The organism is Xanthomonas arboricola (assembly GCF_002940665.1).
Taxonomy (GTDB): Bacteria; Pseudomonadota; Gammaproteobacteria; order Xanthomonadales; family Xanthomonadaceae; genus Xanthomonas; species Xanthomonas arboricola_B.
In genome coordinates this window covers 1394430-1407951 of the sequence record NZ_MIGY01000001.1, presented here as the reverse complement: position 1 = coordinate 1407951, position 13522 = coordinate 1394430, and the positions used below count along the sequence as shown (strand labels likewise).

The following is a 13522-nucleotide window of genomic DNA, read 5'->3' as shown; positions in this document are numbered from 1 at the left end:
CCCGGATCGTGCAGCGGCTGAGGCAAGCGCGGCTATGATCGATGCATCCCCCATTCTTCTGCGAGCTGCCATGACCCTGCATCGCCTGTGCACCGCCATCCTGCTCAGTCTGGCCGTGGCCGCATCCGGCCACGCGCTGGAGTTTTCCAAGGCCGAGCTGGCGCGCGCCACGGCGCTGCAACAGCGGCTGGTCACGCTGGACTCGCATCTGGACACGCCGGCCAACCTGGAGCGCCCCGACTTCGACGTGTTGCAGGCGCATGCCGGCAACCGGCTGTCGCAGGTGGATTACCCGCGCATGGTCGAAGGCGCGCTGGATGGGGGCTTCTGGGCGGTCTATACCGGGCAGGGCAATCGCAGTGCGGCCGCGCACCTGGACGATCGCGATGCCGGCCTGCAGCGGCTGTTGAAGATCCACACGCTGGTGGCCGCGCAACCGCAGCGCTTCGCCTTCGCCAGCACGCCCGCCGATGCCGCGCGCATCAAGGCCGATGGCAAGCGCGTGGTGTACATCAGCATGGAAAACGCCAGCCCGCTGGTGGCCGACCCCACCCTGCTGCGCTTCTATTACGCGCAAGGCCTGCGCCTGATGAGCACCGTGCATTTTCTCAACAACGAGTTCGCCGACTCGGCCACCGACCCCAAGGGCCCGGAGTGGAAGGGCCTGAGCCCGGCCGGCCGGCAACTGGTGCAACAGGCGCAGGCGCTGGGCATCGTGATCGATCAATCGCATGCCTCCGATGCGGTGTTCGACCAGCTGATCGCATTGTCGCCGGTGCCGATCGTGCTCTCGCACAGTGGCGCGCGTGCGGTCTTCGACCATCCGCGCAATATCGACGACGCGCGGCTGAAGGTGCTGGCCCGGCACGGCGGGGTGATTCAGGTGAATTCCTACGGCGGCTATCTGGTCGACAGCGGCGCCAGCCCCGAGCGCAAGGCCGCCGAGAAGGCGCTGACCGAGCAATACGGCGGCTGGGAGCACATCAAGATCGCCGACGGCACGGCCCTGAGCGCCGCGCTCAAGGACCTGGATGCGCGTTACCCGATCAAGCGCGCCACCGAGGAGGATTTCTTCGCCCATCTGGAGCATGTGCTCAAGGTGGTCGGGCCCGAGCACGTCGGCATCGGCATGGACTGGGACGGCGGCGGTGGCGTGGTCGGCCTGGAAGATGTCTCCGACCTGCCGCGCATCACCGCCTGGCTGCTGCGCAAGGGTTACACCGAACAGCAGATCGCCGGCATCTGGGGCGGCAATCTGCTGCGGGTGATGGGGCAGGCGCAGGCGTATGCGGTGGGGAGTGGGGAATCGGGAGTAGGGAGGTAGTGCTGGAATTGGGCAGTCGGGATTCGGGATTCGCAAAGCCGAGGCGGTCTGTCGTGCGGGGCTGGTCCTGCATAGCGCCTGGCGGTGGGGAGCTGGCTTGGTTGTTGGTGCAGGGCTGGAGTAAATGTGGATTTGGGCATTTGCACAAAAACTGGCGTTTACCTGCCCACAGCCAGGCAGCAGGCTGACGATGCTTCCTGGAACAAGCGCCAACTAGAATGCGCCGACCCCTGTGCGGTGCCAGTGCCAGGGCACTGTGCGCCGGTGGGCCCACCGACTGCTGGAGCGTGCGATGACCCAAGCCTCCCGGCCCCTGCCGCCCCCCGACGGCATGGCCCCGACCTACCGCAAGATCCTGTGGCGGCTGATCCCGTTCCTGTTCGTCTGTTACCTGTTCAATTACCTGGACCGGGTCAATGTCGGCTTCGCCAAGCTGCAGATGCTGGGCGATCTGGGCATGAGCGAAACCGTGTACGGGCTGGGCGCGGGCATCTTCTTCATCGGCTATCTGGCCTGCGGGGTGCCGAGCAACCTGATCCTGCAGCGCATCGGCGCGCGCCGCTGGGTGGCGATCATGATGGTCAGCTGGGGCCTGCTGTCGACCTGCCTGATGTTCGTGCGCACCCCGGCCGGTTTCTACACCCTGCGCCTGCTCACCGGCGCGGCCGAGGCCGGCTTCTTCCCCGGCATCGTGCTGTACCTGACGCGCTGGTTTCCGCGCGCCCAGCACGGCCGGGTCATGACCGTCTTCATGTCGGCCATCCCGATCTCCGGCGTGCTGGGCGGGCCGTTGTCGGGCTGGATCCTCGGCCATTTTTCGGCCGGGCAGGGTGGCCTGGCCGGCTGGCAATGGATGTTCCTGCTGCAGGGCCTGCCCACGGTGTTGCTGGGCATCGGGGTGTGGTTCCTGCTCAGCGATGGCGTGCAGCAGGCGAGCTGGCTGGACACGCAGGAGAAGCAGGCATTGACCCGCGCGCTGGCCGCCGACGAAGCCGGCAAGCCGGCCGGTGCCTCCAGCTCGCTGGGCGCGGTGCTGCGCAACCCGGCGGTGTGGATGCTGGGCACGGTGTACTTTTGCATCCAGAGCGGGGTGTATGCGATCAACTTCTGGCTGCCCTCGATCATCCAGGGCAGCGGCGTCACCGACCCCATGCGGATCGGCCTGATGAGCGCCATTCCGTACCTGGCCGCGGCGGTGTTCATGGTGCTGATGGGCCGCTCGGCCGACCGCCGCCGCGAGCGCCGCTGGCATCTGGTGATGCCGCTGCTGATGGGGGCGGCCGGGCTGTGCATCGCCGCCAGCGTCACCGACAACCTGGGCCTGGCCCTGTTCGGCATGACCCTGGCCACGATGGGCGCGGTCAGTGGCTTGCCGCTGTTCTGGCCGCTGACCAACGGCTTCCTCACTGCCGCCGCTGCGGCCGGTGGGCTGGCGCTGATCAACTCCACCGGCCAGGTCGCCGGCTTCGTCAGCCCGTACCTGGTGGGCTGGATCAAGGACGCCACCCACAGCACCGAGCTGGCGCTGTACGTGCTGGCCGGGGCCATGCTGCTGGGCGCCGCGCTGGTGCTGCGGGTGCCGGCACGCGCGGTGAACCAGTGATGCATCCGTCCCAGCGAGTGTGCCCATGAAGATCGTCATCGCGCCCGATTCCTACAAGGAAAGCCTGTCTGCGCTGGAGGTGGCCACCCAGATCGAGGCCGGCTTCCGCGAGGTGTTCCCCGACTGGCAGTACCGCAAGGTGCCGGTGGCCGATGGCGGCGAAGGCACGGTCGACGCGCTGGTGGCGGCCACCGACGGGCGGGTGATCGACTGCACGGTCAGCGGCCCGCTCGGCATCCCGGTGCAGGCATTCTTCGGCCTGACCGGCGACGGCCGCACCGCGGTGATCGAAATGGCCGCCGCCAGCGGCCTGGCGCTGGTGCCGCCGGCCGAGCGCGCGCCGCTGCGCACCAGCACTGCGGGCGTGGGCGAGTTGATCCTGGCCGCGCTGGATGCCGGCGCGCGGCGCTTCGTCATCGGCATCGGCGGCAGCGCCACCAACGACGGCGGCGCCGGTCTGGCGCAGGCCCTGGGCGTGCGGCTGCTGGATGCGCAGGGCGAGTCGATCGGCCCTGGCGGCGGCGCGCTGGCGACGCTGGCCCGCATCGACACGCAGGGCCTGGACGTGCGGCTGCAGGACTGCCAGTTCGAAGTGGCCTGCGACGTGGACAACCCGCTGATCGGCCCGACCGGCGCCTCGGCGGTGTTCGGCCCGCAGAAGGGCGCCACCCCCGGCATGGTGCGCCAGCTCGACAGCAACCTGCAGCACTACGCCGATGTGCTGCAACGCGACCTGGGTGTGCGCCTGCACGACCTGCCCGGCGGCGGCGCGGCCGGCGGCCTGGGCGCGGCGCTGGTGGCGTACCTGGGCGCGCAGTTGCGGCCCGGCGTGGAGATCGTGGCGCAGGCGCTCGGGCTGGATGCGTTGGTCGCCCAGGCCGATCTGGTCATCACCGGCGAAGGCCGTCTGGACGGCCAGAGCCTGCACGGCAAGACCCCGGTGGGCGTGGCGCGCGTGGCGCAGCGGCACGGCAAGCCGGTGCTCGCCATCGCCGGTTGCCTGGGCAACGGCGCCGCGCTGCTGCATGGCCATGGCATCGACGCGATGTTTGCGGTGGTGCATCGCGCCTGCACGGTGGAGCAGGCACTGGCCGACGCCGCCAGCAACGTGCGCATCGCTGCGCGCAATGTGGCCGCCGCGCTGCAGGTGGGCCAGGGCTTGGCGCAGCTGCCTGCGAGTGCAGACATGCGCTGACGGCAGCGCGCGGGATGCCTCGCGCAGGCCGTGCCCATGCCGTGCCCATGCCGTGCCCATGCCGTGCCCATGCGGTCGCCACGTGGCGCGCGGGCCGCGCACAGCGTATCTTCTGTGCGATGGCGCACGCAACGCTGCGTTAGCAGGTATGTCCGGTCCGCTAGACTGAGCAGATTGCCCGGCGAACAAGCGAGCATTCCATTGAGCCACTGCGACGCCTTTGTGTCATCCACCTCCCGTGAGACCGAGCGGCTGTCGCGTCTGGCGCTGTTGCAGGTCGTCGATACCGATACCGAGCCGTTCTTCGATGCGCTGGCGGCCGCCGCGCAGGCGATCGCGGGCACGCCGATCGCGCTGGTGTCGTTGGTGGATGAGCATCGTCAATGGTGCAAGGCCAATATCGGCTTGCCCGACGCCGGCGAAAGTCCACGCGAACTCGCATTCTGCGCCCACGCCATCCAGAACGATGCGGTGATGGAAGTACGCGATGCGCCGGCCGATCCGCGCTTTTGCGACAATACGCTGGTCACCGAGGCGCCGGGGATCCGTTACTACGCCGGCGCGCCGATCGTGTTGTCCGACGGGTTGCGCATGGGCACCGTCTGCGTGATCGACCAGCGCCCGCGCGCGCTGGAGCCGGCGCAACTGGCCGCCTTGCAGCACCTGGCCAGGGTTGCCGCCGAAGGCCTGGAGCAGCGCCGGCTGATGCTGGAGCGCGAAGACGCCAATGCGCAACTGCAGCAACGCCTGCGCGAGAGCGAGGCGTTCCTGGAACGCACCGGCCGGGTTGCCGGCGTCGGCGGCTGGGAAGTGGACGTCGCCAGCGGCACCCTGACCTGGTCGGACCAGACCTGCCGCCTGCACGATCTGCCGGCGGGCTACCGGCCGACCCTGGCCGAGGGAATCGGCTTCTATCCGCTCGATGCGCGCGCGGTGATCACCGAGGCGGTCGAGGCCTGCGTGCACGATGGCACGCCCTGGGATCTGGAACTGCCGCTGGTCAGCGCCACCGGCCGGCAGCTATGGGTGCACGCCACCGGCTCGATGGAGCATGTGGACGGACGCACCCGCCTGATCGGCGCGATCCAGGACGTCACCGACCGCCATCGTGCGGTGGATGCGCTGGCCGCCAGCGAGCGCAAGTTCCGCAACATGTTCCAATACAGCCTGGGCCTGATCTGCACCCACGACATGGATGGCCGCCTGATCAGCGTCAATCCGGCCGCCGCGCGCTCGTTGGGCCGCAGCGTGGACGGTGTGGAAGGCCGCTCGTTGTTGGAATTCGTCCGCCCCGAGCGGCATGCCGCCCTGCAGGGCTATCTGTCGCGCATGGTGCTCGACGGTCAGGACGCCGGGGTGATCGAGCTGGTCGCCAGCGACGGCAGCCTGCGCCACTGGCAGTACAGCAACGTGCTGGACGTGGAGTCCGACGCCACCATCGTACTGGCGCACGCCCAGGACATCACCAACCAGTACCAGCAGGAGAAACAGCTGCTGGAATGGTCGTTCACCGACCCGCTCACCAACTGCTACAACCGCCGCTTCCTGGACGAGCTCGACAAGCGCGACCCCAGCGTGCGCTGGGGCTGCATCGTGGTGGATCTGGACAAGTTCAAACTGGTCAACGACACCCATGGCCACCAGCGCGGCGACGAGGTACTGGTGCAGATGGCCTGGTTCCTCAATCAACCGCTGCGCACCCAGGACCGGCTGGTCCGTCTGGGTGGCGACGAGTTCCTGGTGCTGCTGCATCAACCCACCCAGCCGCAGCTGGCGGCATTGGCGCGCCACTACATGGCCGCCACCGACGACGCGCCGATCCAGTTCACCCTGGGCACCGCCCTGCGCAACGACGGCGAGGCGCTGGCGGCGGTGGTCGATCGCGCCGACCGCTCGCTGTATGCGCTGCGCCGGGCGCGCCGCGGCACCAGCGTCAGCGACGGGCGCGAATAACGTGCTGCGTCCTGCAGGCAGCCACTGCCGAAGCTGATCGGCGGCTGACCCTTACGTCTTGCCGGCGCCCGCGAACGTGCCGATGAATACGCGATCGCCTATCATGTAACCGTTTTCAACTACATGGTTTGGAATGGACACCTTCGATCGCACCCAGCTCAGTCCCAAGTGGCAGTTCCGTTTCGATTTCTTCGACCGTCACGGTGGCCCCAAAGACCCCAGTTACAAGAACGCACTGAAGACCTTGAGTTTTGGCGAGAAGGTCAAGGTCGGCATGAACTTCTATGCCTTCTTCTTCGGCGTCATCTATTTCTTCATCATCGGCCTGTGGCGCAAGGCGTTGAGCCTGATCGGCATCAGCATCGTGGTCAGCATCGTGGCCTCGTTCCTGCCCGCCGCGTTTCAGAACGTGCTGTGGCTGCCGTTGTCGTTGTTGACCGGCATGATCGCCAACTACGCCTATTACCTGGACAAGGCGAAGGGCAGCACCAGCTGGAACCCGTTCGAAGGCATGCGCTGGATCTGAAGCAACTGCGTCACCGGCGCGTCGGCCCCTCCCGCCGCCATGCCAGCGTCGCCAAGCCCGGTCACTGACCGGGCTTTTTTATGGGCGAACCAAGCCCCGGGGACCAGGCCCCTCTCCCCCCGGGGCGATAAGGCGCAGCGTGCGCGCCACTGGCGCGCGTGCCTGGGAGCGCCCGCGCTGCTAGCGCGGGCCGGGGCGCGGAGCGGGTGTTGGGGTGCGGGTCCGGCCCACCGATACGCAACACGCCCAAGCGCAGCTCTCTCAACCGACCGCGCGCAACGCAGCCCAATCGGACCCCAAGCCGGCTCATCCGTCAGCGTAGCTGACACGCGCCGGAAACGCAGTACCCGAGCAGTCGCAACAGATTGATTCAAAACACCTAAGCATCGGAAAAACTGCCAGACGCCGCACACTTTGCTGCACCGCGGTGTGCAGCAGGTGGGCGAGAATGCTTAATCTTTGCCAACCCATGACACACGACGGTACCGAATTTAGATCGATCCAAGTACCCCATTCCCCCGCAAGTGTTTGAAAAGACGAAGTCTTTCCGTCGTACCATCGTCCTCGACGACGCTTGGAACGCCACCGTCTACGGCGACCGTGTCGGCGCGGTGCCCGGCGTGCGCTCGCACTGGGGCCTGGACCGGCTCGACAACCCAGGCGGTTGCGTGCCGTTTGCCGATGGCGGCGTGCCCGACGACCGCGCCAACTGCACCGACACCGATCCGGCCAGCCCCACCTTCGGCCAGAGCACCCGCAAATACTTCGGCCGCGTCGGCCCGGCGATCACCTGGAACGTCAATCTCGGCTATCGCATCACTCCGGCGATGAAGCTCAACCTCTACGTCAACAACGTCTTCAACAGCACCGGCTACAACCACAAGGATCCATACAAGCTCGATTACGAGTTCTACAACAGCCGCCTGTTCAGTCCGGTGGGGCGCGAGATCGCGGCAGAATACGTGTTCGATTTCTGAGGCGACCAACGCCCGGTGAGATCGTCAGACGGCAGCGGGTGGCCGTGCGGGCGCCGGCACTGCACGCGAGTGCCGGCCGGTCTCGGGCCGCCGCTCGTTCAAACGCGGTCGTTGTAAGCCGAACGCTGCGTGGTGCAGCGCTCGGCAGGGATCCTCCACCTGCGGCTTCGGTCGCCCGCTCCCCCGAGGTGTCTTGCATGCTCTGCGCAGTTTCGTTCGACCGTTCCGTCTTCCGCGGCGCTGCGCTGCCGTTCTGGCGCCGCGCTGCCGCCGGCCTGTGCCTGCTCGGCATGGCGGTGTCCGCGCCGCTGGCCGCGCAGGACCCGGCGCAGGTCAACACCTTCATCGGCAGCAAGGACGACGGCAACACCTTCCCCGGTGCCTCGGCGCCGTTCGGCCTGGTCCAGGTCAGCCCGATCGGCGCGCACTACGCCGGCTGGCGCTACGACGACCCCAGCATCCGCGGCTTCGGCCATTCATTCCTGTCCGGGGCCGGCTGCTGGGAGCAGGGCGGGCAGGTCTCGGTGCTGCCGGTCACCGGCCGCATCGGCCCTGGCGGCGACTTCGACACCGGCGACGCCAAGGCCTTCGACCAGAAGCGCTACGCCGCCCGCTACACCCATGACGGCGAAGTCGGCCAGGCCGGCTACTACAAGGTGCGGCTGACCGACTACGGCGGCATCGACGCCGAAGCCACCGCGCTCACCCGCGCCGCGGCCGAGCGTTACACCTTCGCTCCCGGCGCCGACACCGGCCATGTGCTGGTCAATCTGGGCCAGGCCAACGACCGCCACGTGGTGATCGGCAGCCAGTTGCAGGTGGTCGGCGACCGCGTGGTCGAAGGCAAACTGACCACGCGCAGTTTCTGTGGCGGCCACGAATACACCACCTGGTTCCGGCTGGAATTCGACCGCCCGTTCACCGCGCACGGCGTGTGGGGCGAAGACGGCGGCGTGCCCGATGCGCGCCACGGCATGGGCGGCGAACTCAAGCCCAATGGCGCCTGGCTCAGTTTCCCGCTGGGCAACAACAAGAACGCGCGCGCAGTGACCGTGGTCAGCGCCATCTCGCACGTGGATGCCGAAGGTGCACGCAACAACCTGCGCGCCGACGGCATGCTCGGCGGCAAGCTGCTGGGCCTGGAGCAGATGCGCCAACGCGCGCAGCAGGCGTGGCGCAAGGAGCTGGCCAGCCTGCAGCTGGATGGCGCCAGCGCCGACGACCGCAGCGTGGCCTACACCGCGCTGTATCACGCCCTGCTGCAGCCGCTGACCGGCAGCGATGTCGATGGCCGCTATCGCGGCTTCGACGATGCGATCCACCGCGCCGATGGCTGGACCTATTACGAGTATTTCTCGCTGTGGGACACCTATCGCTCGCAGAACCAGCTGCTGGCGTTGCTGCAGCCGACGCGCGCGCGCGACATCGGCCGCTCGCTGCTGGCGATCCATCAGCAAGGCGGCTGGCTGCCGCGCTGGGGCTATGCCAACTTCGATACCAACATCATGACCGGCGATCCGGTGACCCCGTTCCTGGTCGACCTGTGGCGCTTCGGCGCGCTGCAGGACAACCAGGCGCAGGCGTACGCAGCGCTGCGCCAGAACGCCTTCGAGCAACCGCCGATCAACTCGCGCCACGCCGGCCGCTCCGGCAACGCCAGCTATCTGGCCAACGGCTTCGTGCAGTACGACCGCGCGTTCCCGTCCAAGGGCATGGACGTGGACCCGCACCACGGCGGCTCGGCCACGCTGGAGTACGCGCTGGCCGACTGCGCGTTGGCGCAGATGGCGCAAGCGCTAGGCCACCCCGACGACAGCGCGTTGCTACGCAAACGCGGCGGCAACTGGCGCAGCGTCTGGGACGCCAACGTGCGCGATACCGATACCGGCTTCAGCGGGTTTCCACGGCCCCGGCTGGAAGATGGCAGCTGGTACGCACCCTCGGACGATCGCTACAGCCCGCGCTCGCAGCACGGCTTCCACGAAGGCACCGCCTGGCAATACCAGTGGCTGGTGCAGCAGGACATTCCCGGCATGCTGCAGGCCATGCACGGCAGCGAGCAGGCCGGCAAACGCCTGGATGCCTTCTTCGCCTACGACGACCTGCTGAAGGACCCGCTCAACGCCGCGCGCACGCACTGGGTGGTCGGCCCGTACAGCTATTACAACCAGTACCGCTACAACCCCAACAACGAACCAGATCTGCACGCACCGTGGATGTATACGTTGATCGGCCAGCCGTGGAAGACCGCCACCGTGGTGCGCGCTGCGCAGCAGCTGTTCACCAACGCGCCCAACGGCGTCACCGGCAACGACGACCTCGGCACGATGTCGGCCTGGTACCTGTTCAGCGCCCTGGGCCTGTATCCGGCGGTACCGGGCAGCGGACAGTTCCTGCTGCACGCCCCGCGCTTCAAGCGGGTGACGCTAAACCTGGGCAACGGCAAGCGCCTGCGCATCGACGCCCCCGGCGCCGATGGCCGCGCGCTGCAATACGTGGACAGCGTGCATCTGAACGGCGCGCCGCAGCGGCAGGTGTTCCTGGATTGGGCCCAGTTGCAGCAGGGCGGCACGCTGTCGTTCGCGCTGACCAGGCAGGCGCCGACCCAGGGCTGGGGCACCCAACCAGACGCACTCCCGACCTCGTTCTGCGCCACGCCTGCAACCGCGCGTTGAGCGAAAGCTCCTCTCCTGGTTGCGGGGGAGTGCGAGGGAAAGGGCTAACGCTGCCGGCGCACGTGCTCAAGCCCCTCTCCTGCGGGGCGATAAGGGCGCCGCTGGCGCGGGCCGGGGGTTGGGGTGAGAGTACGGAGCGAAGCCCCTGACCAAGTTGGATAACACCAGGCTTCGCCCGTACCCTCGTCCGGCCCTTCGGGCGGAAGAAGGGAGTGATCAGCGCGCATCCGCAAGCAGCCGTGCAGCACAGGACGGCTACCGCCAAGACTTTCCCATCAACGATTCAACCCTGAAGGCGCGTGGCGGCGCGTGCGTCATCGCTGGTCATTGGTGGATATCCGAGGCGCCCCTCATCCGCCCTGCGGGCGCCTTCTACCGGTGGAAGAAGGAAGCCACCTCAACCGACCTTCCCCAACCGGCTATTCCGCCGCCCATACGCCACATACACCACCACACCCAGCACGTTCCACACCAGGAACCAGCCCTGCGTGGTGCTCGGCAGGCTCCAGAACAGGTACAGGCAGCCCAGGATCGCCACCGGACCCACCACCCACGCCAGCGGCGTACGGAAGGAGCGCGCACGCGTCGGTTCGCGCACGCGCAGCACCAGCAGGCACGCCGCCACCGCGGTGAACGCCGCCAACGTCCCGGCATTGGCCAAGGCGGCAATTTCATCCAGCCGCGCCACGCCGGCCAACGCGGCCACCAACACGGCCGTAAACAACGTGATCGCCACCGGCGTACCGGTGCGTGCGTTGACCTTGGACAAACCGCGCGGCAACAGGCCATCGCGCGACATCACGAAGAAGATGCGGCTCTGCCCGTACAGGAATGCCAGCAGCACCGTCGGCAGCGCGATGATCGCCACCGCGCCGATCACCAACGCCGCCTTGCCGTGGCCGAGTTCGCGCATGATCAGCGCCAGCGGCTCGGGGCTCTTGCCGAACACGGTGAAGCTCATCGCGCCCACCGCCGACAACGCCACCAGCACATAGATCAGCGTGCAGCCGATCATCGAACCGACGATGCCGATCGACAGATCGCGGCCGGGGTTCTTGGTCTCTTCGGCTGCGGTGGAGATCGCATCGAAGCCATAGAACGCGAAGAAGATGATCGCCGCCGCCGCCATCACCCCGCGCTCCACGCCATCCGGGCCTGCGGTCTTGGGGAAGCCATACGGCATGAACGGCTGCAGGTTGGCGCTGTCGAAGGCCGGCAGGGCGATCGCCACAAACACGCCCAGCGCCACGATCTTCAGTACCACCAGCACCGCATTGAGCGTGGCGCTTTCCTTGGTGCCGGCCATCAGCATGCCGGCCACCAGGAAGGTGATCACCACCGCCGGCAGGTTGACGATGCCGCCGGCATGCGGCCCGGCCACCAGGGCATGCGGCAGGTTGACCCCCAGCCACTGCAGGAAGCCGACGAAGTAGCCGGACCAGCCCACCGCCACCGTACTGACCACCAGCGAGTATTCCAGCACCAGGCTCCAGCCCACCACCCAGGCAATGCTCTCGCCGAGTGCGGTGTAGCTGTAGGTGTAGGCGCTGCCGGCGGCCGGCATCATCGTGGCCATCTCCGCATACGCCAGCGCCGCGCAGGCGCATACAATGCCGGCGGCCACGAACGACAGCAGCACCGCCGGGCCGGCCTTGTCCGCGCCTACGCCGATCAACGTGTAGATGCCGGTGCCGACGATTGCGCCGATACCCAGCGCGATCAGGTGCGGCCAACTCAGGCTGCGGACCAGTTGCCGGCCGGCCTCGTGCACGGTGACCTGATCGATGGATTTGCGCCTGAGCCAAGACGACATGCGGACCTCGCGGGAATCAAAGAATTCCCGAGTGTCGCCCAACGCGCCGCAGCAAAGCTATCGGTCCAAGGTCATGCGTCGGCGTAGGCGTGTCAGTGCACGCACGCCCACCGCCTTACTGGGCGCGCACCGCACCTCGCCGGTGCTTGGCGCGGAATGACCGCCACCGACATCCCGGCTTTCATGAATCCGCAATCCCAATCCCCGCTCACTCAACAGACGGGCGATGCGGTGGGCGCACATTGCGATAGACCAACTGCACCGCCCATGCGCCAATCAGACCCACCGCACCAGCGGCAAAGTGGGTCCAGTCGAGTAGGCGTGGCGCCGCACCGTTGGCGTCATGCCCCCAGAAGTTGAACCACAGCAGCACCAGTGCGGTGACCCCGATCCCGATCCAGAACCACAGCCGCGTGCCGCCGATCGCATAGAACCCGAATGGCAAGGCTGCCCCGATCAAAAAGTGCACCGGGAAGAAATACGCCGTACCGTACGGCCGCATCAGGTACCACACGATCGCCGCAAAGCTGCCCAGAAACGCGAACAGGCCCAGCGCGAACAGACGGGTTTGGTTGGTGGCGGTGGTCATCAGCTGGCCTGGCAGGAACGAAGCCTCACCCTAGCCATGCGCAGGTCACGTTGAGGTCAATGTGGTCCGAGCAGTCTGCAAATCCATCACCACTGCGCTGTCTCGTTCGCTGCACGCCGGCGCCGCACGCAGCGTCTACGGCGCGTTGCAGCCATGACGTTGAAACCCGGCACGCGTCTTCAAGTGTGCGTGATACGCCGCCACCGCCGGCAACGCCGGCCGCGCGATCGGGCTGGCGAACCAGCGCTGCGTCGATAGCCCCAGCACGATATCGGCCAGGGTGAAATCCGCGCCGAGCACGAACGGGCCGCCGCGTTGCAGCTGTGCCTCGAGGATGGTCATGTGCCGATTCCACTCGCGCACGCTCGCCGCAATCGCCTGCGCATCGGCATGCGCCGCGCTGCCACGCACCGTGGCCATGAACGCGTACCGCCAGGCGGTGTTGAGCTCGGTGGCCTGCCAATCCATCCATTGCTCGACCAGCGCACGTGCGGCGGGAGCCGTCGGCAACAGGTCGGTGCGACCCGCATGTGCGGCCAGATATCGGCAGATCGTGTTCGACTCCCGCAGCACCAGATCGCCATCGCGGATCACCGGCACCAGCGCATTGGGGTTGAGCGCGCGGAACGCCGGCGTGTCCACCGATGCAAACCCACTGCCATAGGTGTGCAGCGTGTAGTCCAGCGCCAGTTCCTCGCACAGCCACAGCACCTTGCGCACATTGATGGAGGTCGGTTTTCCGTAAAGTTCGAGCACGGTCGGCAACGGCTTGGGCAGGTCGCTCACCTTAGCGCGCATGCCTGCATCTGCGCAGCAGCCCAGACCTCGGCGCGATGCCAGGCCGCTTCGCACCTCCGCCAGGCACAT

9 protein-coding genes and 1 pseudogene are annotated in these 13522 nt (G+C 67.5%); 7 read left to right on the top strand and 3 right to left on the bottom strand.

Annotation, left to right across the window (positions count from 1 at the left end; genetic code table 11):
* Positions 1 to 70: 70 nt before the first annotated feature.
* From XarjCFBP7645_RS06185 to XarjCFBP7645_RS06150, 7 genes and pseudogenes are all read left to right on the top strand, one after another.
* Complete coding sequence (locus tag XarjCFBP7645_RS06185; RefSeq protein ID WP_104536582.1) at positions 71 to 1324, top strand: dipeptidase; 1254 nt, start codon at positions 71 to 73, stop codon at positions 1322 to 1324.
* Positions 1325 to 1616: 292 nt separating this feature from the next.
* Entirely contained in the window at positions 1617 to 2927 is a 1311-nt protein-coding gene (locus XarjCFBP7645_RS06180) for an MFS transporter (protein ID WP_104536581.1), read from the top strand.
* 25 nt (positions 2928 to 2952) lie between these two features.
* Positions 2953 to 4122, top strand: coding sequence for a glycerate kinase (locus XarjCFBP7645_RS06175; protein ID WP_104536580.1), 1170 nt, complete (start codon positions 2953 to 2955; stop codon positions 4120 to 4122).
* Between the two features lie 201 nt (positions 4123 to 4323).
* Positions 4324 to 6075, top strand: a complete 1752-nt coding sequence (locus tag XarjCFBP7645_RS06170; RefSeq protein ID WP_104536579.1) for a sensor domain-containing diguanylate cyclase — start codon at positions 4324 to 4326, stop codon at positions 6073 to 6075.
* Between the two features lie 133 nt (positions 6076 to 6208).
* Entirely contained in the window at positions 6209 to 6601 is a 393-nt protein-coding gene (locus XarjCFBP7645_RS06165; protein WP_104536578.1) for a DUF2628 domain-containing protein, read from the top strand.
* Positions 6602 to 7176: 575 nt separating this feature from the next.
* Positions 7177 to 7578: pseudogene (locus XarjCFBP7645_RS06155) on the top strand (hypothetical protein); the annotation flags it as partial.
* 197 nt (positions 7579 to 7775) lie between these two features.
* Positions 7776 to 10253: a GH92 family glycosyl hydrolase gene (locus tag XarjCFBP7645_RS06150; protein ID WP_104536576.1), complete on the top strand. Its 2478-nt coding sequence runs from the start codon at positions 7776 to 7778 to the stop codon at positions 10251 to 10253.
* Positions 10254 to 10650: 397 nt separating this feature from the next.
* On the opposite strand, the gene XarjCFBP7645_RS06145 is transcribed toward XarjCFBP7645_RS06150, so the two are convergent.
* From XarjCFBP7645_RS06145 to XarjCFBP7645_RS06135, 3 genes are all read right to left on the bottom strand, one after another.
* A complete protein-coding gene (locus XarjCFBP7645_RS06145; RefSeq protein ID WP_104536575.1) occupies positions 10651 to 12066 on the bottom strand; it encodes an amino acid permease in 1416 nt (471 codons plus the stop codon).
* 208 nt (positions 12067 to 12274) lie between these two features.
* The gene (locus tag XarjCFBP7645_RS06140) at positions 12275 to 12655 is read right to left on the bottom strand and encodes a hypothetical protein (RefSeq protein ID WP_047129789.1); all 381 of its coding nucleotides are present in this window, start codon (positions 12653 to 12655) and stop codon (positions 12275 to 12277) included.
* A 135-nt stretch (positions 12656 to 12790) separates the two neighbouring features.
* Positions 12791 to 13411 carry a glutathione S-transferase family protein gene (locus XarjCFBP7645_RS06135; RefSeq protein WP_104536768.1) on the bottom strand — a complete coding sequence of 207 codons (621 nt, stop codon included), beginning with the start codon at positions 13409 to 13411 and terminating at the stop codon, positions 12791 to 12793.
* Positions 13412 to 13522: the final 111 nt, after the last annotated feature.